This window comes from Candidatus Zixiibacteriota bacterium (assembly GCA_035574315.1).
Lineage (GTDB): Bacteria > Desulfobacterota > Binatia > UBA9968 > UBA9968 > DATLYW01.
In genome coordinates this window covers 16,914-43,223 of the sequence record DATLYW010000040.1, presented here as the reverse complement: position 1 = coordinate 43,223, position 26,310 = coordinate 16,914, and the positions used below count along the sequence as shown (strand labels likewise).

The window sequence follows — 26,310 nt, the reverse complement described above, 5'->3', positions numbered from 1 at the left end:
TGATATTTCTCGAATCGCCGGAGAGGCGCCCGGGCCGGGAACGATTATCCGTAACCCATTGCGGCAAGAAACTGCCGGAGCGAGGTGAACCGGCAGTAGGGATTCAGCCGTTTTTGCTCGCCGATGGTGGAGCTCGACTCCCTCGAGTAGTGATGCCCGGGGAAGAGTAGCGTGTCCTCGGGCAGACGCATCAGCTTTTGCGTGAGGCTGTAGTACATCTGCTCCGGGTCGCCTCCGGGCAGGTCGACGCGGCCGCATGAGCCGATGAACAGCGTGTCGCCGGAAACGATCCGGTTCTCGACGAGAAAGCACTGAGAGCCGGGAGTGTGGCCCGGCGTGTGGAGCAGGTGGATCTTCACCCCTCCAACGTCGATCACGTCACCGCTTTCGGCCTTGATCAGGTCGGAAGCGGAGAGCGCCTTCAAGAACTCGGCTTCCGCCTTGTGCACGACCACCTTGGCCTTGCACTTGTCGAGCAGCTCGGTCACCCCCTCGATCGCCATTCCCGCGAAGCGCCCGCCGACGTGATCGGGATGGGTATGAGTCACGAGCGCACGCGTGATCTCCATTTCGTCGGCGGCGGCGATTTTCAGGATCGCGTCGATATCCCAGGCGGGATCCACCACGGCCGCCTCCCGGGTTTGCCGCGACCCGATCAGGTAGACGTAATTTTGCATGGGGCCGAGCTCGATCTGCCTGAAGTAAAGGCGATTCTCTGTCATCCCTGATTCCGCATTCGAACCGGCGAGGCGAGGGGCGAAAATCTCTAGGTGTCGGGGCGCCCCTCGAAGCACCCTGAAGGGGCCTGCTTCGAGGTACCGGCCCTAATCCTTCGCGGCCCTCGCCGCCAGCGATTCGTAGCTCACGCCCGGGCCGTTGTCCCGGCTCACGGGCAACCCCAGGCCCTCCCAGCCCGGCGCCAGCAGGTTTCCCATCGGGTCGCGCATCCCGCCGAAGCCCCCGATGACGTTGTAGACCTGCTCGTAGCCGGCGTGCTCGAGCAGCCGCGCGGCGGCGCCGGAGCGCGGCCCGGCTTGGCAGCCGAGGATGAGCTTCTTTTCCTTGGGGAAGTTGCTTTCCACGACCTTGACGAAGTCAGGGTTGAGCACCATCCCGCGCTCGGGATCGGGAAACGCCACGGGGACGTTCACGGCGCCGCGCGGGTGTCCCGCGACGAACTCGCGCTCCGTGCGGACATCGATATAGACCGCGTCGGGCTCGTCGGCGAGCGCCTCGTGCGCCTGCCGTGGAGTAATTTCCTTGATCGCCATGGCGAACACCTCCTCAACGGATCCAGGGGTCCGAAGCCCGGCGGCCGAGCTCTCCGAGCCGCCACCGCGCTGCATTGCTCCCGTCTTGGCTGGCCCCCGGACGCCCCGGTCACATTCCCATGATATTGTACCCCGCGTCGACGTGCAGCACCTCGCCGGTTACGGCGGCGCCCCAGTCGCTGCAGAGGTAGAGCGCCGCCTTGCCGACCTCCTCCGCTTCGATGTTGCGCTTGAGCGGCGCGCGCTCGCTCACCAGCCGCAACATCTCCCTGAAACCGGCGATGCCCGACGCCGCCAGTGTCCGGATCGGCCCCGCAGAAATCGCGTTGACGCGGATTCCATTCGGTCCGAGGTCGTGCGCCAGATAGCGCACGCTCGCCTCCAGCGCGGCTTTGGCCACTCCCATGACGTTGTAGTTCGGTACGACCCGCTCCGACCCCATGTAGGTGAGCGTCACGATGGACCCCCCGCGCCCCTCCATCAGCGGCGCCGCGCCCCGTGCCAGTGCCACCAGCGAGTAGGCGCTCACATCCAGCGCGAGGTGAAAACCCTGGCGGCTGGTTTGAACGAAGGGATTGGACAGGTCTTCCTTGTTGGCGAACGCGATCGCATGCACGAGAGTGTCGAGGGCGCCCCAGCGCTCGCGCAGCGCCGAGAAGACCGCTTCGATCTCGTCGTCCTTCGTGACGTCGCACGGCAGGATGAGGTCGGCGCCGATTCCCTCGGCGAGCGGCCGAACGCGCTTCTCCAGCGCTTCGCCCGCGTAGGTAAAGGCCAGCTCGGCTCCCTCCGCGTGCAGCGCTTGGGCGATGGCCCAGGCGATGCTTCTCTCGTTCGCCACCCCGAAGATGACTCCCCGTTTCCCCTCCAGTAAACCCATGACTTTCCTCCCGATGCCCTCCGAACCGGCGACGCGCTGCGGCTCACTTCTTCTGTCGCGGCTTGGGCGCCAGTCCCCTGCGCCACAGGATCTCGGGATGGCCCGTCTGCTTGTTGATCCAGCGCGACAGGACGAAAAACAAATCGCTCAGCCGGTTGAAATATTGGATCATCCCCGGGCCGACCGGCTCCGTGCGGGAAAGCCGGAGGATCTCACGCTCCGCCCGCCGGCAGACCGTGCGGCACTGGTGCAGCGCCGCGCCCACGCGACTCCCGCCCGGCAGCACGAACGACGGCAGCGGGTCGAGATCGACCTGGCAGCGGTCGATCAGCTTTTCCAGGCGCGCAACTTCTCCCGCGCCGATACGGACCATGCCGGCTCGATACGACTCGGGCGGGGTCGCCAGCTCGCTCCCTACGTCGAAGAGCTCGTCCTGGATCCGACACAGCACCTCTTCCACGAACCGATGCGCTTCCCCGGCCGCGAGATTTTCGGCGTTGAAGGCACGCGCCAGTCCCACCACGGAGTTCAGCTCGTCGACCGTGCCGTAGGCTTCGATCCGCGGCGAATCCTTGGCCACCCGCTTGCCGCCGACGAGCGAGGTTTGGCCGGTATCGCCGCCGCGGGTATAGACACGCGTGATGCGGATCGCCATCGCTCAGCTCCTCGCTGCGCCTGGGGTTCCCGGCCCGCCCCTTTGGACGCTCTAGCTTCGGCTCGGCTCCGGCGCGAACTCCTGTTTTTTTAGCCGATTCCGCCAAAGAACGTAAGCCGGAATGCCGAGCGCGACGATGAGCACGCCGATCAGCGACTCGAAAGGCTTCTCGATCACGGACCCCCAGACGATCCAGAGGTGCGCGGCGATGAAGAGAAGCGGTACGACCGGATAGCCCCAGAGCCGGTAGGGCCGGTTCAGCTCGGGCCGCTTCCAGCGCAGGACGATGACGGCGCCGACGGTGAAGGCGGAAAAGAGGGTGATGATGACGCTCACGTAGGTGAACAGCGTGCCCCAGGTGTTGGTCAGCAGGAGAAGGCACGCCCAGGCGGCCTGCAGCAGAATCGCGCCGACGGGCGTGCCGAAGGTCGGATGGACCCGGCTCAACCCGCGAAAGAAGACGCCGTCGCGGGCCATCGCGTAGTAAATCCGCGGCCCGAGCATGGTGACGACGTTGAGCGCGCCGAGGATCGAGACCGTGATGATCGCGGTGATCCAGGCTGAAGTCTGGTAGCCGAACAGCGCCGTGGTCGCCACCTCCGAAACCCGCATCGCTCCTTTCATCTCGGTCACCGGCACCGCGTAGATATAGACCGCGTTGACGGCGAGATAGAGCGCGATCACGATCAGGTTCGCCCACAACAGCGCCCGCGGCAGGTTGCGCTCGGGGTTCTTCACCTCGCCCGCGATGTAGATGACCGCGTTCCACCCCGAGTAGGCGAAGATGACTGGGATGAAAGCCGCCGCAAAGCCGCTGAAGTGACCGAGCTTGCCCCAGTCGAAAAACGGCGTGAAGTGGCGTGCATCGCCGTTCCCGAAAATCGCGCCGAGAAGGATGATCCCCAGCAGCGCGCCGATTTTCAACACGGTGAGGATGTTTTGCGTCATCGTCCCCAACCGGACCCCTAGGCAGTGGAGGCCCGAGATGATCAGGATCAAAACGATGGCGAAAAGGGTTGCCGGCGTCGCGCTCACGGCAACCAGGGGCAACGGGATCGAGAACCATGGGTCATTGGCTCCGAGCGCGGGAAAGAAGAACGCCATGAAGCCGGTGAAGGTGACGGCGAGAAAGGCGATCGCGCCGGAAAAGGTCACGAGGAACGAAGACCACCCCGACAGGAAGCCCATCAGCCGGCCGTAAGCTTCACGGATGTAAATGTAGTCGCCACCCGCGTAAGGAAGGCTCGCCGACAGCTCGGCACAGCTGAGCGCTCCGGTGAGCGCCAGCAGCCCGGCGAGGAACCACACGGCGAGGACGCCTCCGGGCGACGGAAGCGCCTCGGCCACGACTCCGGTGGAAATGAAAATCCCGGTGCCGATCATGTCGCCGGAGATCAGCATGACCGCGTCGAACAAGCCGATTTGCCGCTTGAGCTCGTCTTGCGCCATGGCGACTACCATTACAGGGAATCGCACGAGCAGGCAAACGCGCCTCGACTCCCGGTCCGCAAGCGGGGAGATCGAGGCGACCGGCACTGGGGAGAACCGATTGGAGCCGAGAAAAAACCGGACGGGGCCCGTTGAAGGGGCGAGAGCCGGGCCGGGCGTCCGGCTCTCGCCCGGTCAGGTTAGCTGGAGGAGCAGGACGACGGGGGCACGGCCGCGGACTTTCGCCGGTTCGGGTTACGCAGAATCTGCAACGCCTTTTGCTCGATTTGCCGGATACGCTCGCGCGTCACCGCGAACAGCTCTCCGACTTCCTCGAGGGTGTAATCGCGCGCCTCCTCGATTCCGAAGCGCAGCCGCAGAATACGCTCCTGCCGCGGCGTCAAAATCGCCATCTGGCGCCGCACCTCGCTGCGGAGATTGGCCTCGGCGACCTGCTCGTCGGGCTTGGGCGCGATCTTGTTCTCCACCAGATCGGAGAGCTGCGTCTCCTCGTCCCAGAGCGGCGTCTCCAGCGAAACCGGCTCGGCCTGCGGCTGTACGATGCCGAGCAGCTCCGGCAGATCGAGATTCAGCTCGCGCGCCAGCTCTTCCGGGTGAGGCTCGCGCCCCAGCTTGGTCTGCATGTGTCGCGCCGTCTGAAGCACCTTGTTGCGCAGCTCGATGCGGTGCACCGGAATCCGGATCATCCGTCCGGTGTCGATGATGCCTCGCGTGATCGCCTGGCGGATCCACCACGTGGCGTAGGTCGAGAAGCGGTTGCCGAGTCTGTAGTCGAACTTGTCCACCGCGCGCAACAGCCCGAGGTTCCCCTCCTGAATGACGTCGAGAAAGCTCAGCCCCCGGTTCGCGTACCTCTTGGCCACGCTCACGACGAGCCGCAGGTTGGCCTCTACGAACTGCCTCTTCGCCGTTCCCGACTTCTCTTCGCCTTCCTTGAACTGCCGTCCCAACCTTTCGATTTCCGCCGCCGGCAGGCCCACGGTTTCCTCGAGACGGCGAAGCTCGGCCCGTTCCGCATGGCCCTTTTTCGCCGCCTGCAGGGCGGCAACGCGCTCGGCGGCGCGCTTGAAACGGCCGGACAGCTCCGCGATCCGTTCGTCGGACATGCGGAGCTCGGTCAGAGCGGCGACGATTTTCTCCTGAACCCTGGCTCGCTGCTTTTCCAGTAGCACTCGGCGCTTGCGCGACAGGCTGCGCCGGGCGAGCAGCCGCTCCGTGCCGCGCAGCTCGCTTCGCATGCGCTTGAGCTTGCCGGTGACCTGCAGGAATCGCTTCCGGTCCGCCCCGTCGTCACGGGCCTCGCCGTCGGTTTGATGCTCGATGATGGCACGCACCTCGATCTCGCCCCCAGCCAGCTTGGTTCCGAGATCCAAGGCGTACTCCAGCGCCATCGGGGTCGAGAACAGCGCCTCGAGCATCTGCTTCTTCCCCGCCTCGATCGCCATCGCCAGCTCGACCTCCCGCTCCCGGCTGAGCAGCGGCACCGTACCGATTTCCCTGAGGTAGGCCTGAACCGAATCGATCCCGCCGGCCCCTTCTTCCTCTTTCAGCTCTTCCTCGGCCAGTTCCTCTTCGGCGGCGATGTCCGCATCGAAAAACGGCTCCTTGGCCTCGAATTCGGACACTTCGGGGCTGTCGGTTTGAAAGCCGTTACCCACGCTCGACTCGCCGTTAAACTCGAATCCCATTTGTTGTCTCCCTGCCTTACCTTCCGGACTTCACGGACACCCTACCGCATGCAATCTTTGGACCGCAGGGACACCTCTGGGTCCGGCACCTGGCACGGTGTACCTTAACTTATGTCTGAAGGCTGTTTTTGCTTTGACGCTGGAGTCTGAATCCCGTTTACGTAGGCTCCCAGGCGTGACCTATCAATATTAAGCCCCGCCCGGGCGAGTGTCAAGCAGCCCCCGGTGTCCCGACTCCCGGTTCCGGCTGACCCACAACGACCCAACACCGAAGAGCAAGACGGCACACCAGGCGAACCAATCGCCGAAGCGGACGTAAATGGTCTCGCCCTCAAGAATTGCCGCTTTCGCCCTCAGGACCTGGGGGACGAAAAGGGGAAGGTGCTGCTCTATGTCGCCCTTCGCGTCGATCAGCGCCGTTACCCCGGTGTTCGTTGCCCGGAGCAGCGTACGCCTGGTCTCGATCGCCCGCCACCGCGACAGCGTGGCATGCTGCCACGGCGCCACGCTCCGCCCATACCAGGCGTCGTTGGTCAGATTGACCAGTAAATTGGCCCCCTTATCTTTGACAAACAGCCTGGTCACGCCCGGCATCAAGTCCTCGTAGCAGATCAACGGGCCAACGCGGACTTCATCCCCTACCTTGAACGCCTTCGGCCCTTTTCCGGGAGTGAAACCGTCCGCGAACGGCAGGCCTGGAAGCTTGGACAGGAGCCCGGAAAACGGGATGTACTCTCCAAAAGCCAACAAGACCTGCTTGTGGTAGAGATCAATGATCCGGCCGTTCCCGTCCGCCAGAAACGCCGTGTTAAAAGCCTGAAAACCGGTCCCGAAGAGCTTTCCGCGAAAGCTTCTGGCGCCAAAAATAAAAAAATATTTCTCGTTCTTGAGAGGAGGCATCACCTCGGGTGGCAGCTTTGCCAAGCCCTCCGGGACCCACTCCTCAACGGCGCTTTCCGGCCAGATGATCAGCCGGGTGCCGTCGAGTTGCTGGCTAAGAGTTCGGTAAGCCGAGAGATTTTCCCTGACCAGAGAAGGGTTCCACTTGAGATCGATACCGATGTTCCCTTGGACCGCGGCGACCGAAAGCTTGGGCGCGGAGGCGATCGCCGAGGAAACCAGCGCGAGCCTCTGTGTCCCGTAGACCACCGAAGCGATGACGAAACCCGCAGCGGCCGCCAGTGGCGCCCACCGGATCTTGCGACCGGAGCGAAATGACCTCGCCGTCTCGTAGAGCACGGTATTGACCCACATCACGATAAAGCTTGCCCCGTACGGGCCGGTCAGATCGGCGGTCTGGATGAAGGTTGAAAAGGAGCTCTGGCTGTTAGCCAGATACCAGGGAAAGAGAGAGGGAAAGAAAAACTCGAGAACGACCCAGAAAAGCGCGGGCAGGAGGGCCGCCGGCCCGGACCCCGTCCATCGCACAATGGCGGAAAAGAGAGCAAGCTGCAGTCCCTGAAGCAGCGCGTAAACGAAAAAAATCGCGGCGCTTGCAGGGTACGGGAAGCCGCCGAACACGCGAATGGTGTAGACGAGCCAGTAAAACCCGATGAGGTGCGCCGTCGTTCCCATGAGCCAGCCCACGAGCGCTGCCTGGCGCGCCCCAGAGCAGCGCTCGAGCGCCCAAAACAGCGGCACGAATGCGACCCACGCCAACGCGAAGAAACCGGGATGGAGAAAAGGCACGGCCAGCAGGACGGCGGACGCGAGGCCGGCCGAAGTTATACTTGACATCTAAAATATTTATGAATAAACGGTTCAGCTAGGCCCAAGCTAGCCCGCAAACCCGACGATCGGGCGGATATTCCCAACACTAGCACGAAAGAGCGTGCAAAAACACGCAACACGAGACCCAGGGCATCGGAGGTGCCGGATGACAGAGCGATGGCGCAGGCGACTTTCACGACTGATCGGCGTTTCCCTGATCGCTGTTTGCGCCGCGCCGGCCGGGGCGGCCTCTATCCTCGGGGACGAGTGGGAAAAGTTCTTCAGGGAAAAAGTCTCCTTCGGAGGCTTCATCGAGAACATGACCGGCTTGTCCGTGAGCCACGGCGACCGCCATTTCAACACCTCCAACCGCTTCATCATGAACCGGTTCACCATCCAACCCGAGTTCAATATCGAGCTCACCGCGTGGTCGAAGTTTTTCATATCGTGGCGCTTCGTGAAGGAGCCCCGGTACAGCGCCGAAGCCAAGAGCCGGGAGAAAAGCGTTTCATATTTCCCGTCCGCTCCCGTCAAGCCGCTGCCCAACACCTTTTATGACGAATACAGCCCCAAGCCCTGGGAGGCAGTCCTGGACGTCTCTCCCACCGACCGGCTGCAGATAAGGATCGGGCGGCAGTTCATTTCATGGGGCGAAACCGATGGATTGCGGCTGCTCGACGTGATCAATCCGCAGGACTTGACCTTCTCGCCCCCCGCCGCACCCAATCTGTTCAATCTCGATGAAACCCGGATTCCCTCCTGGGGGCTCAGAGCGCTTTATACCATCCAGCCGGTGACGAACACGATCTTTGAATTCTTTGCTTTGCCTGGAATGTTCGACGAAGCCAGGCAGCGGGTGGACGAGGTTGTCGGCAGCAACGATACTGCTGACCTCGCGGTCCGTTACGGCAGGTGGTCCGCCCATCCCGAGACCAGGATGGTCCTTGCCGGTCGCAACGCCTTCGGCAACCTTTTCGCCAACCCGTTGAATCCGCTGGCGTGCGTGGGCGCCGGTTGCCTGGTGATTCCACTCACCACTCGCGGATTACCGGACGCCGGGGACAGCTGGAAGATCGGCGCGCGGATCACCCATAGCGTCGGCAAGCTGAATTTCGGCCTCGGCTACATCTGGGGATACAACCCGCAATCCACCGACATGGTCTTCAAGCTCCAAGGCGTCCAGTGCTCTGCCGCCGTGGTGGGGCCTTGCCTGGCGGGCGTTGCACCGAGCGTCGCCCGGCTCCGCCTGATCAACGACCGGACCCATATTCTGGCCGGCCATTTCAACTACACGGTCGACGAGGTCTTGACGCTGCCGGTAAACACGGCAATTCGCGGCGAGATCGCTTTTTACCCTAACCAGCTCTATAACATTTCGAAATTCCCCGGACCGTTTGGCTTGAGGGCGGGCCCGCATCCCAGGCACCCGGACGGCACGGTCGAAAAAAACACTTTGCGCTATGCCCTGGGATTCGACCGGTCGGTGCTCATCCCTTTCCTCCAGGATGATCCCTGGCGGGCGTTCCGGATGTCTTTTCAGATTTTCCAGCGCATCATTCTGGATCACGAGGACGGGATCCGCCCCTTCTCGGCCGCCACGCGGATCAGGAAGGTCTCCACGAATCTCACGTTCCGTGTCAGCACCGGCTATTTCGGCGATACTGTTTTGCCGGATGTTTTCGTGGGATACGATCCGGCCGGATACTGGAACGCCAATCCCGCCGTGACCTACGCGCCGCCCTGGAACGAAAAGATCGCGTTGAGCCTGATCGGCGCCTTCTACGGCGGCCACAACAAGTTCAACAGCTTGGGGTTCTTCTCCGAAAAGGACTCTGTGTTCCTGAAGATGCGATACCAATTCTGACGAGAGGTCGTGATGAACGTCAAGGCTCAGCCGAAACGCTCAAGATATGGAAGACGACTCCGGGCCGCGGTGCTCTGCCTGGTTCTCGGATACGGCGCACCGGGTCTCGCCGCCGAAGCGGATCTCAAGCCCGGCGAAACGATCGGGCCGCAAAACTGGCAGAAGGTCCAGGGAATGATCGGAGAGAACCTCCTGAACCGGATCAAGGCGGGCTACACGATCCAGATCAAGCCGACCAGGACCTACCGCCCGCTCAAGGAGTACGTCGAGGCGACCGAGAGATACTCCGGTAAGGTGCGTCTCGGGCCCAACGGCGAGCTCTTGAACTACGTGGCGGGCCAGCCGTTTCCGAAGATCGACCGGTCCGACCCCCAGGTCGGACAGAAGCTGGCGTGGAACTTTTTCTACCGCTGGCTGGGGGACGACTACAAGACCGGCGGGGCCGTCAAAGGCGGCAAGATCATCCGCGTCGCCATCGAGAAAGACGGCTCCGAGCGGCGCGCCGACCTGGTCTCCTACTTTCTCTTTCCGAGCACGCGCTACACGCTCGATCCCAAGCCGGTGATCCCCGGCTACGAGCACATCGATTACATCCAGCTGCGCGTCGACAGCTATCCGCGCGACGCTTCCGGAACCACCACCCTGGAGATCCGGTACAAGGACCCGCAGCGCCCCGACGACCTCCACATCTACATTCCGAGCATCCGCCGGATCCGCCGGGCGACCACGACGCAGCGCTGCCAGACGCTGGCGCCGAGCGAGTTCAATCTCGACGACATCAACAGCTTCAACGGCAAGATCACCGACTTCAACTACAAGTATCTCGGCGACAAGAAGATCCTCGCCAACATCAGCCAGGAGCACCTGCCGTTCGCCCGCAAGGACGGCGACTACCTGCCGCTGAACGAAAAATGGGAGGTGGTCGACACCTATGTGCTGGAAATCACCCCCAAGGACCCCAATTACTGCTACCCGCGGAAGGTGCTTCACCTGAACAAGGTCACCTTCGACACGCACTGGACGCTCATCTGGGACAAGCGCGGGGAGTACTGGAAGGAGCAGTTCGGCTTTTTCACCCCGGTCAAGCTGCGCGACGGGCGCGAAGTCTGGTCGGTGGGAGACGTGGTGATCGTCAACGTCCAGAACGGGCGCTCCACGATCGTCACCGCCACGCGCGCTTACAACCAGGGTTATCCCGCGAGCATGTTCAGCCTGGCGACCCTGCAGCGCATCATGCGCGGCGGCACCGTAGAGTAGCCGCCTCGTTCCCGGCGCCGCACGACCGCGTTTCGCTTCGAGTCCCCTTGTCACGAGTGCTTCGGATTCTTTTGCTGCTTGTCCTGCTCTGGCCGCCCGCCGCGCGGGCGGCCGAACGCGAGGTGGCGTTCCACGAGAACTTTTACGACGTCGCCGTCCACGGCTCGCGCTGCTGGATCGTCGGATATTACGGGACGATTCTCCATTCCCGCGACCGGGGGCTCAGCTGGAGCGTTCAGGAGAGCAATACCCGCGAGGCGCTCTTCCGCGTGGTGTTTCTCGATGCCGACACGGGCTGGATCTCCGGAAGCTACGGGACCCTGCTTCGCACCCGCGACGGCGGGCGAAGCTGGCAGCGGCTCGATGGCCGCACCCAGGAGCACCTGCTCGCTCTTCATTTCCTCGATCCTCGTCTCGGCTGGGCGGCCGGGAGCCGGGGCGTGGTGCTTCGGACCGCGGACGGCGGCGATAGCTGGGAACCGGTCTCGCTCGGCGACGACGTGATCATCAACGACGTGCGCTTTCGCGACCCGCGGGAGGGCTGGCTGGTGGGGGAATTCGGCCGCATTTACAGGACGACCGACGGCGGGCGAAGCTGGACGAAGCAAAAAAGCCCGATCGAGGTGACGTTCGCCAGCGGAGAGAGCCGCAACCTGTTCCGCCTCCTGCTCGACTCCTCTGCGGGGACCGCCTTCGGGCTCGACGGCACGATCCTGGAGACCCGCAGCACGCGCTGGGAGATCGAGGGCTCGAAGCGGCCTCGACGCCATCTCTTCGCCGCCGCCTCCTCGCCCGCCGGCCATTGGGCGGTAGGCGAGCGCGGCACCGTCCTGGTTCGCCCGCGAGCGGGTTCCGGCTGGCGGCCGGCGCCGGTCAAGGCGCCGCCCGTGAGCCTCAACGGCATCGCTTTCGGCACGGGGGGCCTGGGGCTCATCGTCGGGAACCGCGGAACCCTGCTTCGCACCGAAGACGGCGGCAGATCCTGGAAGCCCGTGGCCCTCGCCGCCCCCGGCCGCAGGGCTTCACGATGAGAAAGATTGCCGAATGGACCGTGCGGCGGCGCCTCTGGGTGCTGCTCGCCCTTTTGGCGGCAACGCTTTTCTTCGGCCGCGCCGCGCTGCGGATCGAGATGTACACGGCGTTCTCCGATCTCCTGCCGAAAGACCACCCCTTCATCCGGGTCCACAACCGTTTCGCGAAGGTTTTCGGCGGCGCGAACCTGATCCTCCTTTCGGTGGAAGTCCGGGACGGCGACATCTTCAATCCCCAAACCCTGAAGAAGATCAAGCATCTCACCGAAGTGATGGAGCTCACCCCGGGGGTCAACAACTACCAGATCTTCTCGATCGCGCGGCAGAAGGTCAAAGACGTCCGCGCCAGCTCGTGGGGGATCGAGGTGCAGCCGGTCATGTGGCCGGAGGTGCCGCGGACGCCGGAGGAGATCGGCCGGCTGCGCGATGCGGTCTTCGCGAACCCGACGATCAGCGGCCGCCTGGTTTCCCGCGACGGCAAGGCGGCCCTGATCACCGCCGCATTCCACGAGGAACGGCTGGACTACGCCCGGCTGTTCGCGCGCGTCCAGGCGGCGATCCGCTCGGTGGAGGACGCGAACACGAAGGTGTACGCCGCGGGCGAGCCGATCCTCTACGGCTGGATCTATCACCACCTGCGCGACATCGGCCGCATCATCGCGGTCACCTGCCTCGCCATCCTCGGCCTGCTCACCTTTTACTATCGCAACCTCAACGGCGTTCTGATCCCCCTGCTTTCGGCGCTGGTGACGTTCATCTGGGGCATGGGGTTCAACGCGCTCCTCGGCTTCAACTTCGAGCCGCTCGTGCTGGTGGTGCCGTTCCTGATCGCCGCGCGCACGATCAGCCACTCGATCCAGTTTCGCGAGCGTTTCTTCGAGGAGCTGGAGCGCTGGCACGACAAGGAGAAAGCGGCCGCCGAATGCGCTGCGGCGCTGATGATGCCGGGAAGCGTGTCGATCCTCACCGACGCCATCGGGCTGACGGTCCTGCTCCTGGCGCCGATGCCGATCCTGACGAAGCTCGCGATCGGCGGGAGCTTCTGGGTGCTGAGCAACCTCTTCACGGTGGTCGTCCTCGACCCGGTCCTGTGCTGCTATTTCCCGGTTCCCCGGCGGCTGCCGAAGGGAGGCGAAGGGCACTGGCTCGACGCGCCGTTGCGTGCGGCCGCGCGCGCGTGCACCGCGCCCGCCGGGCAGCTGATCGTGATCGCCATCTTCGCCGCTGTCGCGCTCTGGAGCGCGTACTGGTACCGCCATCTCACCGTCGGCGACTCCCGGCCCGGCTCTCCGCTCCTCTGGCCCGATTCGCCCTACAACGTGAGCGTCGCGCGGATCAACGAGAAGTTCGAAGGCACCGACCACCTCTACGTGATCGTCGAGGGCAAGCAGGAGCGCGCCGCCAAGCTGCCGGAGGTCTTGCGCGCTATGGAAGCGTTCCAGCGGACCATGGAACGCTCCCCTCACGTCGGCGGCACCGATTCTCTGGTGGGGCTCACCCGGCAGATCAATACCGTGCTGCACAACAACGACCCGCGCTGGGGACTGTTGCCGCGCACCGAGGAAGAAGTCGGGGGCATCCTCATGATCGCCGAGCACGGCAGCGAGCCCGGCGACTTCGACCGCTGGGTGAACTACAATTTCCAGCACGCCAACATCACGCTCTTCCTGCGCGACCACAAGGGCGACACGATCCGCGACACGATCGAGCGGGCCCGCGACTTCATCGCGCGCCACCCGGTCGCCGGCGCCGAGTTCCGGCTCGCCGGCGGCCTGGTGGGCGTGCTCGCCGCCGCCAACGAGGTCATCGCCCGCTCGGACAAGTGGACGCTCGGGCTGATGCTCGCGGCCCAGCTGGTCTTTTGCGCGGCCGGTTTTCGCTCGCTCGTCGCGGCGTTGCTGTTCGTCGGGGTCGTTCTTCTCTCGAACACCTTCGGAATGGCGCTCATGGCCTATTGGGGCCTCGGGCTCAACGTGAACACTCTGCCGGTCGTGACGCTCGGCATCGGCTTCGGCGAGGACTACGGCATCTACGTCGTCTCGCGGGTGCTCGAGGAATACCGGCGCCAGGGCAGCCGCGACCTGCGCGCCGCCGTCGTGGAGGCCACTGCCACCGCGGGCAAGGCGGTACTCTACACCGCGGTCCTGATCTCGGCGGGAATCGCTTTCTGGGCTTTCTCGCCCCTTCGCTTCCAGGCCGAAATGGGCTACCAGCTGTTGATCATCCTGACGATGAACATGCTCGGCGGTCTGCTGCTCCTGCCGGCTCTGATCGGCCTGCTGCGACCGCGGTTCGTGACCGGAGAGCCGTCGTGAGCCTCCCTTCCGCTCTGCCAGAGAGCTTCCGGCGCGGCGTCCTCTTGCTCTTTCTTGCGTGCCTCGCCGCCGACCCGGGGGAGGCGGGGGCGCCCGCCCCCGTCCGCCTGGCCGTGCCGGTCTTTGCGATCCAGTACGCGCCCCTTTATTTCGGTGAAAAGCACGGGTTTTACGCCGCGGAAGGGTTGCGGCTCGAAATCCAGGTGCTGCGCACCGACCTGGCGATGACCGCCCTTCACTCGGGAAAGGTCGATTACATCGCCCACGGCGGCGCGGCGCTGCGCGGCGCCACGCGCGGGTTTCCCGTAAAGCTCGTCCTCGCGCTCGACGATCGAGCGGCCTTCTGGTTGCTCGTCCGCCCGGAGATTCGCGCGCCCGTCATGCTGCGACGCAAGCGCATCGGCGTGAGCTTTCCGGGAGACACGCCCTACCTCGTGCTCAGGCGGTACCTCAGAAAGCACGGCCTGGAGCCGGACAAGGACGTGACCTACGTCTCCGGCCAGATCTCACCGCTCGGGTTGCAGGGCTTGAGCGCGGGAGCGCTCGATGCAGCCGTCATGGCTCCGCCCCATTCCGTGCTCGCCGAGCGGGCCGGCTTCCACCCGCTGGCGCACCTCGGCAACGAAGTACCCGACGCCCCCACGATCAACGGCCTGGTCACCAGCGAAGCGAAGATCCGCTCCCGCCCCGACGAGGTCGGGCGTGTCGTGCGTGCCACCTTGAAGTCGGTGCGTCGATACCTGAGCGACCCGGAAGCTGCGACGGCCTATCTTGCCGACGCTTTCGGCCTCGAACGTGCGGTCGCCGAGCGCGTCTACCGCGACGCCGCCGCCGTGATGCTTGGCGACGGCGAGGTGAGCCGGAAAAAGATCCGCGACGCGCTGGCGCTGGCAAGCGAGCTCGGCGGCCCTCCCCTCGGCGAAGGAGACGCCGATCGGCTTCTCGACCTCTCGTTCCTCCGCGCCGCCCGCCGCTAGTCCGGAGGGGGGCTAGCGGTCCCGGACCGCAACGTAGTCCTTGCCGTCGAAGGGCGGAGAAAAGATCACGAAAGCGATCGCCGGATCGCTCCCGGTATTGACGAAGTAGTGGGGCGCGCCGCGCGGAATGTAAACCGCGTCGCCGGTGGCGATATCGATCCGCCTGCCGTCGAGCATGAGATAGCCGCCGCCTCTCAGCACCACGACGGTGCCGTCGTGGCGCTCGTGAACATGCGGTTCCTCGCGCTCTCTCACCTGGACGATGTGGTGGCTCACCTCCCGCCCGCGGCCGAGGGTCGTGACCTTGATGTTTTCGCCGGCGCCGAGGGGATTTTCCTCCAGGAAGCGCGCGAGCTCGGTCTGTTTCAGCTCGCTACCGTACTGAAGATGGAGACGCGGCGCTCGCGAGCAGCTTCCGGTCGCGAGAAGCGCCAGCGCGAAGATCGCGGCTCGGTCAAGGGTGGACCACATCGTAGTCGTAGGCAACCTTCAAGAGCTGCACGATGATGCGCGCGGTCGCGCCCCAGATGTCGCGGCCCTCGTAGTAGAAATGGTAGACCGGCTCGCCCCCCGAGGACAGGCGCTCCGCGACGGCGAGCCGCCCGGGCTCCATCAAAGCCGCGATCGGAACCGTGAACACTTCCTCGGTTTCCGCCGGATTGACGCGAAACCGGTAAGCGGAGGGAATGAGGCCGACGAACGGCGTCACGACGAAGTCGTAGCCGGCGGTCACCTGATCGAGCCGGCCGAGAATCCTTACATGATCGGGGCGGACCCCGATCTCTTCGTAGGTCTCGCGCAGCGCGGCCTCGAGCGGGCCGTCATCGCCGCGATCGATCGTCCCGCCGGGAAACGCGATCTGGCCGCGGTGGTGATTGAGCCATTCGGCTCGCTTCGTCAGGACCAGATGCTCGCCGTCCGCGCGCTCCTCAAGCGGCACGAGCACGGCAGCGGGCCGGGTTCCGCCGGAGAGGTTCCTGGGGACCCGCCTTCGAAGCGCCGCCGCGATCTCATCCGCGCTCATGACCGGACCGATTTCACGCGCCGAGGAACTGTGATAAATAGCGATGCCAATTTAGCCGAACCGAGGGCGGAAAACCAGCGCCGTGACCGACCGGGACATCCACGACGTCATTCGCATCCTGCGGCGCGCCGTGCGGCAGTGGAACACGCCGATCGTCACCTTGATGGCCGAAACGTATCGGAGCCCGTTCCGGGTCCTGATCTCGTGCATCTTGAGCCTGCGCACGCAGGATTCGACGACGGCGCAGGCCTCCCGCCGCCTCTTCGCGCTCGCCGACTCGCCCGAGGCGATGATGAAGCTCAGCCCTAAGGCGATCGAGAAGGCGATCTTTCCGGTCGGCTTCTATCGCACGAAGGCGAAAACGATCCGCGAGATTTGCCGCACGCTCGTGCGGGACTACGGCGGCAGGGTCCCGGACGAGATCGACGAGCTGCTCAAGCTCAAGGGGGTGGGCCGGAAAACCGCCAATCTCGTGGTGACCCTCGGCTATCACAAGCCCGGCATCTGCGTCGACACTCACGTGCACCGCATCACGAATCGCTGGGGTTACGTGCGCACCCGGACACCGCACGAGACCGAGTTCGCGCTGCGCGCGCGGCTGCCCAAGCGGTACTGGATCGAGTTCAACGATCTCCTGGTCTCGTTCGGGCAGCATCTCTGCCGGCCGATCTCGCCCATGTGCAGCTCTTGCCCGATCCGCAAGTACTGCGCTAGGGTCGGGGTGACCGCCAGCCGCTAGGCCGGCAGAAGCGAGGTCGGCGTGATTCCTTCCGGCTTTTCCGCCCACAACGTCGAGGTCTTGGGCTACCACGACCTTCAGGGCCGGCCGGCTTTCAAGCTCGCCATGATGGAGGCGGGCGGACGCTGGTATCTCTACACGGGACACCTCTGGCACTCCGGCTGGACGGTCCTCGACGTCACTGACCCGACGGCGCCGCAGTGGCTGAACTTCGTACCTGGCCCGCCGAACACGTGGACCATCCAGGTCCAGGTCGCCGACGGGCGGATGGTCACGGCGCTGGAAAGGATCGCGCCCGGCTGGGGAGGAAGCGATTCGCGCGAGCACGCCGAAGGGGTCTTCATCTGGGACCTGAGCGAGCCCGCCCGCCCGCGGCGCCTGGGCCACTACCGGACGGGCGGGACCGGTACGCACCGGAACTTCTACGACGGCGGCCCGCTCATGCACTTGGCGGCCGGAGCTCCGGGTTACGACGGCAAGATCTACCAGATCGTCGATATCGCCGATCCCGCCAAGCCCCGGCTTGTCTCCACTTTTGCCCTGGCGGAGCAGAGGGAGCCGGCACGCGCGGGCGGCGCGAAGATATCGCTCCACGGTCCGGCCTATGTCGAAGGTTCGCGTGCCTATCTCCCTTACGGTGACGCGGGCGGCGTCGTTCTCGACATCGCCGATCCCGGCAGACCGCATCTGGTGAGCCGGCTCGCTTTCCGCGGGCTTTGCAGCCGCCAGGGAATCCACACCTATCTGCCTCTGCGGCGGCGCAAGCTCGCGTTGATCAACGACGAAGCAATCGCCGAAAACGGCGAGGAGAACCTCAACCTAGCCGGCATCGTCGATCTCAGCGACGAGGAAAAGCCGAGGCTGCTGTCGCTTTTCCCCCAGCCGCAGCCGCCGGCCGATTCCGGCCTGAAAAATTTCTTCGAGAAAGGCGGCCGCTTCGGACCCCACAACCACCACCATCCGAACCACCAGCCCTGCCTCGAGGATCGCGACGACGTCGCCTATCTCACCTATTTCAACGCCGGTCTTCGCGTCTACGACATTCGCGACCCGCGCACCCCGAAGGAGATCGGCTTCTTCATCCCGCCGGATCCGAAGACGCGAATCGGCACCAAGCCGAGCCGGCTCGTGGCGCAGGTCGAGGACGTGCTCGTCGACCGCCGCGGCTGCATCTACATCAGCGAGAAAAACCAGGGCATCTACGTTCTCCGCCTGAAACGGATCTGGGACTACGCAGGCTCGGGGAACTGAACCGCCGCACGCCGGCTTGAGCGTCCGGGCGCGGGCGAACGTCTCCGCTCAGGGCTTCATCGATTCGGGAAAATATCTCGAGGGAGCCCAGACGTTGGCCGTGAAGTTGTGGCAGCCCAGGATGCGCAGCTCGCGCATGATGCGGATGTAGTCCTGGGAGTCGATGAACTCCCGCCAGTGATCGAGCGTGTCGAAGTCGATCGTGACGGCCACCTGCGGCGTCACCTCCAGCGGATTCCGGTAGTTGCGGATCTCGATCACCCCTTTGTGCGAGAGCGTCGTCGGCAGCCAGTCGTTTCTCGCCTTGTTGGCGTAGATCGTCAGGTTCGCCTTCTGGTCCGGCAGATCCCACTGGATGACGAAATGGACCATTACTGTATCCCCCGCACCAGCCCGCCGTCGATCTGAATGGTCGTTCCGGTGATGTAGCTCGCCCGTTCGGACGCCAGAAAAACGACCAGGTCCGCGGCCTCTTCCGGCGTGCCGTAGCGCCCCAGGGGCACCTCCGCCGCCATTTCGCGGTTGATCTCCTCCACCGGCCGGTTCAGCCGCTCGGCCCGCGCCTTGTTCAGCTTCTGCGCGCGCTCGGTATCGATGCGGCCGGGGCAGACGTTGTTGACCAGGATATTGTCCTTGGCGAGCTCTCGCGAAAGGGTCTTGGCGAGGCCGATCACCCCGCTGCGGATCGCGTTGGACAGGACCAGGCCGGCAATCGGCTCCTTGACCGAGTACGAGGTGATGTTGATCACGCGGCCGCCGCCGGCCCGGCGCATGTGCGGCACGGCTTCCCGCGTCATCCTCATCGTGCTCATGAAGCTCAGGCGAAACGCGTTTTCCCAATCCTCGTCGGTGAACTTCATGAATTCCCCGGGCGGCGGCCCCCCTGCATTGTTGACGATGATGTCGAGGCGGCCGAACCGGCTCGCGCTTTCGTTCACGAAGCGGCGGATGTCGTCCGCTTTCGTCATGTCCGCGACCATCCAGAGAACCTCGCCTCCGGTTTCCTGCCGGATCCGTTCCGCGGCTTCCTTGAGCGCCGCTTCGCCGCGGGCGCAGATGGCAACCCTGGCTCCTTCGCGTGCGAATCCCATCGCGATCGCCCGTCCCATTCCCTGGCTGGCGCCTGCGACCAGCGCAACCTTGCCCTTCAAGCCCAACTCCATTGCAAGCCTCCTGAAGCCGAGAATCTTGTGGATACTAGCAAACCGGTCCCGGAGCGTCAAAAACGGACGCTCCGGCTCGTGGGCGGACTTCGAGCGGATTTTTCCGGGAAGACAGTGCTCGGCCGCGATGAGATCGACGGTCCGAAACAGCGATTATTTCTGCGTCCAGTAGACGTTTTCCCGGAATTCGGGACTGAGACGCAGGATGTAGAGCGCGATCATGCCGTGCGCGCCGAGCTGGCGCAGCTTGCGCGGATCGCCCGAGCGCAACGCCTCTTTCTCTTGTTCGCTGAGATCGTAGTCGGCCATGACGGCGTCGAGGTCGTCGAGCGCCCGCCGCAGCACCTGCTCGTTCATCTTGATGTCGAAAAGCAACCGGTTCAGATGATAACTGCTCACGCTTCCTCCAGTGAGATTCGCCTGCGGCGACGCCGCCGGACCCCCTACCTAGGAGCCGCTGCCGTTCTGGAATCGCCAGCTCACGAATCCCCATCCGGTGGCCACGAGATCCGGCATGTAGAACGTGTGCGCGGCCTTTTTGTCGCCCACCGTCCCCAACACCACCATCCAGTTGAGAAACTCCGAATCGCCCGCCTGCCAGAGCTGCCCGGCCGAGTAGCCGGCGAGCTCGCTCCCTCTCCCCTCGCGCATCAGCCTCAAGAGCTCGTGATCGAACTCGGTGTCGATCTCCCCGATCCGCGGCGAGCCGGGAAAATGGGAGAGCCCGCCGGTGGCGAGAATCGCGATCCGCTCGCTACGCCCGGCGGCGACGTCGCGGATCAACTGCCCGAGCTGATAGCAGCGCCGGGGGGTGGGCAGCGGCTCGATCCACGTGTTGACGAAGATCGGGAGGATCGGAATCTTCGGCTCCGGCAAAAGGAAGTAAAGCGGGACCGTCTGCGTGTGTTGCAGCTCGATCTTCTCGCCGAAAGCGAGATCGATCCCCCGCTCGAGGCCGGCGCGTAGAATGGCGCGACCGAGCTCCTTGTGGTTGGAATAACGGAAGCGGTGGCGCGTGAACTGGCCGCTCACCTCGTCCGAGAGCGTCACGAAGAAGGTCGGGATGTTGTCGAAGAAGAAATTCACGAGCTGGTCGTTGGCCACGACGATCAGGACGTCCGGCCTGGCCGCTTCGAGGTCGCCGCGCAGGGTGCGAAACGCCTCTTCGGCCTGCCGTCTGAGCGTGCGCTGTTGCTCGAGCGTCGGCTTGGAAGCGACCGCCTGAGGCGCCATCCGGTAGTGCAGCTTCATGAAATCTTCCCATTCAGCGCCCGGCTCGAGAAGAATGTTCGGCGCGTGGCTGGCGGCAAGCGCGGAAACCAGCGGCATGACGGACCCCCCTTGTGGCTAGAGCATTCGATAGCCTCGGACCGACCAGTAGAGCAGCAAGACGACGGCGGCAACCGAGATGATCGGGTGGTCGATCACCCAGTTCATCGCCGGCTCAAAAACATAGCGGAACGCCCCGTCGATGAGCCTTTCGAGCTTCATTGTCGCCCCCTCCGTGCTTCTCGGCCTTTTTATAACAAAACCGGTCACGTGCGGCAAAGCACTATCGGGAGCCGAAAACCACAAACCCTCATGCGGCGGTACAAACCTGACCAAAATCGGACAAGTTTCGTCGTTCGGCCTTCTTTGGGAAGTTTCTGGCTATCGGGCTGATTCTCTGTAATCCCTTGGAAAAACCTGCAGTTCTGGCATCCGCCGGCATGTGGCACCACGGTTGCTCGAAGAGAAAACAAAACCGACGACAAGGAGCAACCGATGAGAGTTCTGCTTGCCACCATGTTCAGGAAAGTCCCGGTCCGCAAAACCAGCCGCAGGGCGACCATATGCAAACGCTGCGGCGCGCGCATCTACTCCCTGAGCTTTCTCAAGGCCCACCTCGAAGCCCACGACCGCAAAGCCCACTGACCCCCCTCCCCCCAAAAAGTCTCGCGGCCGGCGGCTGGCCGGCCGCGAGGACGCTCTTCCGCTCCCATCAGGCGGGTCCCCGTCCTGCCGAGGAAAAGCCGCGAAAGGCTTTCCGAGCTGCCTTCTTGACCCCGGGCTCGAACCCGGAAAATAATGCCTTCGTGCCGGGCGCGGCGTGCTGAGCGGTGGAACGGAAGGGACCCCGATTGCGCAAGGTGCACACCCACTACGACAACCTGAAGGTGGCGCGCGATGCGCCCCCCGAAGTGATCCGCGCCGCCTATAAATCCCTCTCCCAGAAGTACCACCCGGACCTCAACCCCGGTAAACCCGACGCCGCCAGGATCATGGCGATCATCAACAAGGCTTACGACGTCTTGTCGGATCCGGCGAAGAGAGCGGCGCACGACGAGTGGATCCGCAAGGTCGAATCCGGCGAAAGCGGCTCGGCCGAGCTGCGCGCGGAAGCGCCGCCCAGGATCGGCCGGCGACGTCTTCGGGGATGGATCGAAGGGCTGAGAGCCGTCAAGGCGCCGCCGCACCTCAAACGCTACTGGTGGATCTACGTGGTCGTCGTGGTCGATCTCATCTTCGCGGCGATCATTCTCTACGCCCAGGTCCGGTAGTTGCGCGAAGATCCGAGCCGCTCGTTCACCCTTCGCCCCCTGATTGACTTCGAGTGCGCTTGTTCTATACTCACCCCGTTTTACGCTCGGCAACACGCCCGGAGGTAAGCGAGATGAACGCAGTTCTAGCAGCCCTTCTGACCCTCTGCCTTGCGGCCGCCGCTCATCTGGCCGGCGCCGCGCCAGGGTGGGGCCAGACCGAGGACAGGGTGAAGCTGATCGAGGGAGCCAGGAAGGAAGGCAAGGTCGTCTGGTACACCTCGACCAACATCACCGAATCGAAGCCGCTGCTCCAGGATTTCGAGCAGCAGTATCCTTTTATCAAGGGGGAGATCTTTCGAGCGAGCGGCGAGAAAACCCTGAACCGCATCGTGACGGAAGCGCGGGCCGGGCGCCACGACTTCGACCTCGTCACGATCAGCGAGGTCGACGCTTTGACCGAAGCCAGGATGCTCCAGCCCTACCGCTCGCCCGAGAGTAAAAATTTCATTCCGGAATTCAAGCATCCCTCGGGCTACTGGACGGCAGTCTACATCAACTACGCCACCATCGGCTACAACCCCAAGCTCGTTCCTGAAAAGGACGCCCCGAAACAGTGGGAAGATCTGCTGGATCCGCGCTGGAAAGGCAAGATATCGATCGATCAGGAGCAGTACTCCTGGTATGGAACCCTGCACAAGGCCTGGGGGCGGGAGCGGGCGCAGAAGTACATGAGGGCGTTGGCGAAACAGGACATCCAGTGGCGCAAGGGCCACACGTTGATCGCCCAGCTCATGGCCGCCGGGGAATTTCCCATGGGAGTGATCTACGCTCACCGTATCGAGGAGATGAAGAAGCGAGGGGCTCCGGTCGAGTGGGTGAGCACCGTGAACCCGATCGTCGTCACCGTCAACGCCGCCGCCATCAGCGCCAGGCCGCAACATCCGAACGCCGCGAAGCTCTTCTACGATTTCCTGCTCTCCAAAGCGGCGCAGCAGCGCCTGCGCTCGTTGAGGCGCATCCCGGCGCGCTCCGACGTGGAGCCGTTTTCGCCTCGCATGGAGCAGTCCAAGCTCAAGCTCCAGGTCGAGCCGCCCCAGAGCGGAGCCCAGTTCAATCAGACGATCAAGGAGTTCCGGGAGATCTTCGGGCTCTGAAAAAACGCTTTCCTGGGCGCGGGCATCGAGCCCGGACGCTTCCCCGGGCTCGGGGAGCTTTCCGCTGTCATCGGGGCAGCCGACTAGGATCCGATGCGATGGGCGGTGGCCCGATAGGCGGCGAACTTCATCCGCACGTAGGGTGAGGTGTAGCCCTTCTCGATGCGCTCGATCCGCTCGGGTTTGCTGAAGAACTGCCGATTGGCCCAGGCCGACAGCTCGCCCAGCTCCTTGCGCGTCAGATGGCGCGTCGGCATGACCGTGTGCAGCGCGTCCCAGCTCTCGAGATCGAGGCTCTCGATGCGGTTCTCCCGCATCGCCCGGTGCCAGACGGGCGAGCCGGGCATCGGCGTGAGAAGCATGAGAACGCCCAGATCGGGATCGATCTCGTCCACGGCGCGAAAGCGCGCCCGGATCTTCTCCGCGTCGTCTTCCCAGAAGCCGTTCATGTAGGTGCCGACGGTCGAGATGTCGTTTCGGCGCAGCAGCCGGACGAGTTCTTTCAGGTCGGCGATCGTGTACGGCTCCTCGCTCTTGTGGATCTTCTGAAGCTCGCCGTCGGTGCCGACCTCGATGCCGAAGAGAACCTGGTAGCATCCGGCCTTGCGCATCCTCGGGATCAAGTCCGCGTCGCGCATCAGGTTTCTCGCCCTGCCCATGAAAAACCAGCTCAGATCCAGATCCCTCTTTTCCAGCTCGTCGAGGAGCTCGACCATCTTCCTACGCTCGGAGTTGAAATCGTCGTCGAGGAAGTTCAGCGCTCTCACGCCGTAACGCTTGTTCAACAGCTCCATCTCGTCGGCGACCAGCCGCGCGCTGCGAGTACGATGGACGAAGAAATCCGACCGCCTCCTCGGATCGATCAGCCCCCACTCGTAGCAAAAGCTGCACGCCCCCTCGCAACCCCGGCTCGTGACCGCCTCGTTGTAATGCTCGATCGCCGAGAACCCCAGATACCTGTCCATCGGGAAGAGATCGTAAGCCGGCATCGGGAGCGTGTCGAGATCGGCCAGCAACGGACGCGGCGCGGTGGTCACCACCTCCGACCGCGCGCGGTAGGCGAGACCGCGAACTTCCTGCAGTCGGGAGGCGGCGCTTTCCAGTTCCTCGAGCAGCTCGACCAGCGTCTCCTCGGGCTCGCCGATCAGGACGTAATCGAGGTGCGGGCAAAGCGCGAGAAGCTCCCTGGGCATCGCCGAGACCGCGAGCCCGGAAGCGATCGTGACGACCTCCGGAAAGAGCTTCTTGAGGCTCTCCGCGGTCTCGAGGTAGCGGATGACCGGGCTTGCGCCCCCCTCGGTGACAAGCCGTGTCCCCAGAAAAACCGCGTCCGGCTCCATCTCCTTTACCCGCTCGATCATTTCCTCTTCGCCGATAGCTAGGGCACGGCAATCGAGCGCCGCGACCTCGGCCGCTCCTTTCTCGCGCACATAGGCGGCAAGATGGGCGTGAAGAGGATTGGTGGCGCAGTGTCTCTCGCCCCATCTCGCCCAGTTTCCCATCGGAGGAGTGAGGAAGAGAAGCTTCATACCGACTCCGAAAATAGTTCGTGTTTTGAATTTCTATGCACCAAGCAATTTCGGTACCAGCTCTATACGTACGAGAAATCCCATGAAATCAACCAGGTCGCCGCGATCGCGGGAGACCTCGTCTCCGAAAAATAAGAAAGTAAAAACTCCTTTTCCGAGACCGGCAGGCAACGGCAGTTTGCGGCTGCTGGTTTCCGGTGGTCGGTTTTCATCTTCCACTGATCGAGTATCAGCCTTAAGCCCTGCCAGAGACCCCCTGGAGATTTTTCGGCGTTGCCTGCCGGAGCACAAACGATCCATAATGTACGCGTCGTAAACGGAGGCAGCCGGCGCATATGGCTCACCCCCGCCCCACCGTTCTGGTCGTCGACGACGACCCCGCCACGCGCAGTGGTCTTACAACCCTGCTGGAGAGCTGGGGCTATGACGCCTCGGCGGTGGCGGACGGCCAGGCCGCCCTGCAGCGGTGCAACCGTGAGCTTCCTCACGCGATCGTGAGCGACCTCGTCATGCCCGGCATGACCGGCCTCGAGTTCCTCGAAGCCCTGCACGAACGCGTGCATCACGTGGCGGTCATCATGCTGACCGGCCAGGCGACGATCGAGACCGCGGTGCAGGCGATCAAGCTCGGGGCCTACGATTACCTGACGAAGCCGCTCGAGCCGCCGAAGCTGCGCGCGATCCTGGAGAAAGGGCTCAGACAAATCGGATTCGCCCGCGAGGCGAGCGCGCTGCGCCAGAGGCTGGAGTCGCCCCTGGGCTCTTACGGCGAGCTTATCGGGAAGTCGCCGACCATGCGCGCGCTCTACAAGCGATTGAGCCAGCTGGCGCCCACGAACGCCGCCGTCCTGGTGAGCGGCGAAAGCGGCACTGGAAAGGAGCTCGTCGCGCGGACGCTTCATGACCTCTCCCCGAGGCGCGAGCAGCCTTTTCTCGCGCTCGACTGCATCGCGGCCGCCCCCGCGTCGATGGAGATCGAGCTCTTCGGCTGCGAAAAGGGGGCTTTTCCCGACGCCCTTGAGCGGCGGCCGGGGTGCTTCGAGCGGGCCGGCGGCGGCACTCTTTTCCTCGACGAGATCACCGCAATCGCCCCGGCGGTGCAGGCGAAGCTGTTGCGAGTCCTGGAGGAAGAGCAGGTACGTCGCATCGGGGCCGTCGCCGGTGTTCCGGTTGCGGCCCGCGTAATCGCCGCTACAAGTCGTTCTCCGGCCGGCGCGGTCAAGGACGGAAGGCTCCTGCCGGAGCTCTTCTACCGACTGAACCGATTCCATCTGGCGCTGCCCCCGCTCCGCGAGCGGGGTGAAGACATTCCGCTGCTCGCCCGCTACTACCTGGAATCGTTCGGCGAAAAGTACCAGCGACCCATACTGCCGTGGGCGCACGACTTCGCGACCGAGCTGGCCGCTTACGCGTGGCCCGGAAACGTGCGCGAGCTGCGCGACACGATGGAGCGTCTGGCGCTTCTGGCTCCCGGCCCGAATCTGACCGCGGCCGACCTTCGGCAACATCGCACCGCCTGAACGGCAGCCGAGGAACATTCCGGTTTTAACCCAATAGTGGGTGGTCGATGCCCTTTCAGGACCCGCACGGGCTCGCGCATCCAACGGGCCCGACAACTGCTGACCCGGCAGAGACCAGCGCAAGAAGGTCCGGTCTCCCTTCTCGGCGGGGCAAGACGAGACGGGCAGGCGCTGTCGCCGACCCGAAACAACCCCAAGCGGATTTCCCGCGAAACCCCTTGCCATAAGAACGAGGATTGGTTTATTGCTCATAGCACGAGTCGACACCCCATCGCCTCGAAACGATCCCGACCGGCAGCGAAGATCGCGAA

Annotated in this window: 25 protein-coding genes and 1 pseudogene; 11 read left to right on the top strand and 15 right to left on the bottom strand. The window is 64.1% G+C overall.

What is annotated here, in order from left to right:
- Positions 1–44: 44 nt before the first annotated feature.
- From VNN77_14365 to lnt, 7 genes are all read right to left on the bottom strand, one after another.
- Positions 45–722: an MBL fold metallo-hydrolase gene (locus VNN77_14365; protein ID HXG52576.1), complete on the bottom strand. Its 678-nt coding sequence runs from the start codon at positions 720–722 to the stop codon at positions 45–47.
- Positions 723–824: 102 nt separating this feature from the next.
- The gene (locus VNN77_14360; GenBank protein HXG52575.1) at positions 825–1,271 is read right to left on the bottom strand and encodes a rhodanese-like domain-containing protein; all 447 of its coding nucleotides are present in this window, start codon (positions 1,269–1,271) and stop codon (positions 825–827) included.
- 109 nt (positions 1,272–1,380) lie between these two features.
- The gene (locus tag VNN77_14355) at positions 1,381–2,151 is read right to left on the bottom strand and encodes an enoyl-ACP reductase (protein ID HXG52574.1); all 771 of its coding nucleotides are present in this window, start codon (positions 2,149–2,151) and stop codon (positions 1,381–1,383) included.
- A gap of 43 nt (positions 2,152–2,194) precedes the next feature.
- Positions 2,195–2,806, bottom strand: a complete 612-nt coding sequence (locus tag VNN77_14350) for a cob(I)yrinic acid a,c-diamide adenosyltransferase (protein HXG52573.1) — start codon at positions 2,804–2,806, stop codon at positions 2,195–2,197.
- Between the two features lie 51 nt (positions 2,807–2,857).
- Positions 2,858–4,255, bottom strand: coding sequence for an amino acid permease (locus VNN77_14345; protein ID HXG52572.1), 1,398 nt, complete (start codon positions 4,253–4,255; stop codon positions 2,858–2,860).
- Between the two features lie 179 nt (positions 4,256–4,434).
- Positions 4,435–5,943, bottom strand: a complete 1,509-nt coding sequence (locus tag VNN77_14340; protein ID HXG52571.1) for a sigma-70 family RNA polymerase sigma factor — start codon at positions 5,941–5,943, stop codon at positions 4,435–4,437.
- 189 nt (positions 5,944–6,132) lie between these two features.
- The gene (gene lnt / locus VNN77_14335; GenBank protein ID HXG52570.1) at positions 6,133–7,680 is read right to left on the bottom strand and encodes an apolipoprotein N-acyltransferase; all 1,548 of its coding nucleotides are present in this window, start codon (positions 7,678–7,680) and stop codon (positions 6,133–6,135) included.
- Positions 7,681–7,819: 139 nt separating this feature from the next.
- On the opposite strand from lnt, the gene VNN77_14330 reads away from it, so the two are divergent.
- Genes VNN77_14330 through VNN77_14310 form a run of 5 tightly spaced genes read left to right on the top strand, consistent with a single transcriptional unit; the run spans position 7,820 to position 15,097 of the window.
- Positions 7,820–9,517 carry a DUF1302 family protein gene (locus VNN77_14330; protein ID HXG52569.1) on the top strand — a complete coding sequence of 566 codons (1,698 nt, stop codon included), beginning with the start codon at positions 7,820–7,822 and terminating at the stop codon, positions 9,515–9,517.
- A 12-nt stretch (positions 9,518–9,529) separates the two neighbouring features.
- Positions 9,530–10,774 carry an outer membrane lipoprotein-sorting protein gene (locus VNN77_14325; GenBank protein HXG52568.1) on the top strand — a complete coding sequence of 415 codons (1,245 nt, stop codon included), beginning with the start codon at positions 9,530–9,532 and terminating at the stop codon, positions 10,772–10,774.
- A gap of 56 nt (positions 10,775–10,830) precedes the next feature.
- Positions 10,831–11,805 (top strand): YCF48-related protein, encoded by a 975-nt coding sequence (locus VNN77_14320; protein HXG52567.1) that lies wholly within the window; start codon positions 10,831–10,833, stop codon positions 11,803–11,805.
- Positions 11,802–14,120, top strand: a complete 2,319-nt coding sequence (locus VNN77_14315; protein HXG52566.1) for an MMPL family transporter — start codon at positions 11,802–11,804, stop codon at positions 14,118–14,120. The genes VNN77_14320 and VNN77_14315 overlap by 4 nt, the downstream gene beginning before the upstream one ends.
- Positions 14,117–15,097 carry an ABC transporter substrate-binding protein gene (locus tag VNN77_14310; GenBank protein ID HXG52565.1) on the top strand — a complete coding sequence of 327 codons (981 nt, stop codon included), beginning with the start codon at positions 14,117–14,119 and terminating at the stop codon, positions 15,095–15,097. The genes VNN77_14315 and VNN77_14310 overlap by 4 nt, the downstream gene beginning before the upstream one ends.
- A 12-nt stretch (positions 15,098–15,109) precedes the next feature.
- Here VNN77_14310 and VNN77_14305 read toward each other — a convergent pair whose 3' ends face one another.
- Both VNN77_14305 and VNN77_14300 read right to left on the bottom strand, forming a co-directional pair.
- The gene (locus tag VNN77_14305; protein HXG52564.1) at positions 15,110–15,568 is read right to left on the bottom strand and encodes a cupin domain-containing protein; all 459 of its coding nucleotides are present in this window, start codon (positions 15,566–15,568) and stop codon (positions 15,110–15,112) included.
- A complete protein-coding gene (locus tag VNN77_14300; GenBank protein HXG52563.1) occupies positions 15,552–16,121 on the bottom strand; it encodes a CoA pyrophosphatase in 570 nt (189 codons plus the stop codon). The genes VNN77_14305 and VNN77_14300 overlap by 17 nt, the downstream gene beginning before the upstream one ends.
- A gap of 82 nt (positions 16,122–16,203) precedes the next feature.
- On the opposite strand from VNN77_14300, the gene nth reads away from it, so the two are divergent.
- Both nth and VNN77_14290 read left to right on the top strand, forming a co-directional pair.
- A complete protein-coding gene (nth, locus tag VNN77_14295) occupies positions 16,204–16,860 on the top strand; it encodes an endonuclease III (GenBank protein HXG52562.1) in 657 nt (218 codons plus the stop codon).
- 21 nt (positions 16,861–16,881) lie between these two features.
- Entirely contained in the window at positions 16,882–18,111 is a 1,230-nt protein-coding gene (locus VNN77_14290; protein HXG52561.1) for a hypothetical protein, read from the top strand.
- Between the two features lie 48 nt (positions 18,112–18,159).
- On the opposite strand, the gene VNN77_14285 is transcribed toward VNN77_14290, so the two are convergent.
- From VNN77_14285 to VNN77_14265, 5 genes are all read right to left on the bottom strand, one after another.
- Complete coding sequence (locus VNN77_14285) at positions 18,160–18,483, bottom strand: hypothetical protein (GenBank protein HXG52560.1); 324 nt, start codon at positions 18,481–18,483, stop codon at positions 18,160–18,162.
- Positions 18,483–19,274, bottom strand: coding sequence for an SDR family oxidoreductase (locus tag VNN77_14280; protein ID HXG52559.1), 792 nt, complete (start codon positions 19,272–19,274; stop codon positions 18,483–18,485). Before VNN77_14280 ends, VNN77_14285 begins: the two co-directional genes overlap by 1 nt.
- A 153-nt stretch (positions 19,275–19,427) precedes the next feature.
- Positions 19,428–19,673: a hypothetical protein gene (locus VNN77_14275; GenBank protein ID HXG52558.1), complete on the bottom strand. Its 246-nt coding sequence runs from the start codon at positions 19,671–19,673 to the stop codon at positions 19,428–19,430.
- 48 nt (positions 19,674–19,721) lie between these two features.
- Positions 19,722–20,603 (bottom strand): hypothetical protein, encoded by an 882-nt coding sequence (locus VNN77_14270; GenBank protein HXG52557.1) that lies wholly within the window; start codon positions 20,601–20,603, stop codon positions 19,722–19,724.
- Positions 20,604–20,621: 18 nt separating this feature from the next.
- Positions 20,622–20,765 (bottom strand): hypothetical protein, encoded by a 144-nt coding sequence (locus tag VNN77_14265; GenBank protein ID HXG52556.1) that lies wholly within the window; start codon positions 20,763–20,765, stop codon positions 20,622–20,624.
- Between the two features lie 273 nt (positions 20,766–21,038).
- On the opposite strand from VNN77_14265, the gene VNN77_14260 reads away from it, so the two are divergent.
- The 3 genes and pseudogenes from VNN77_14260 to VNN77_14250 all read left to right on the top strand — a co-directional run bounded on the left by VNN77_14260 (position 21,039) and on the right by VNN77_14250 (position 22,950).
- Entirely contained in the window at positions 21,039–21,188 is a 150-nt protein-coding gene (locus VNN77_14260) for a hypothetical protein (protein ID HXG52555.1), read from the top strand.
- Positions 21,189–21,394: 206 nt separating this feature from the next.
- A pseudogene (locus tag VNN77_14255) lies at positions 21,395–21,607 on the top strand (DnaJ domain-containing protein).
- 320 nt (positions 21,608–21,927) lie between these two features.
- Positions 21,928–22,950, top strand: a complete 1,023-nt coding sequence (locus tag VNN77_14250) for an extracellular solute-binding protein (GenBank protein ID HXG52554.1) — start codon at positions 21,928–21,930, stop codon at positions 22,948–22,950.
- Between the two features lie 83 nt (positions 22,951–23,033).
- Here the strand turns inward: VNN77_14250 and VNN77_14245 are convergent, their stop codons facing one another.
- The gene (locus tag VNN77_14245) at positions 23,034–24,479 is read right to left on the bottom strand and encodes a radical SAM protein (protein ID HXG52553.1); all 1,446 of its coding nucleotides are present in this window, start codon (positions 24,477–24,479) and stop codon (positions 23,034–23,036) included.
- 335 nt (positions 24,480–24,814) lie between these two features.
- Here VNN77_14245 and VNN77_14240 point away from each other — a divergent pair, with 335 nt between their 5' ends.
- Positions 24,815–25,999 carry a sigma-54 dependent transcriptional regulator gene (locus VNN77_14240; protein ID HXG52552.1) on the top strand — a complete coding sequence of 395 codons (1,185 nt, stop codon included), beginning with the start codon at positions 24,815–24,817 and terminating at the stop codon, positions 25,997–25,999.
- Positions 26,000–26,310: the final 311 nt, after the last annotated feature.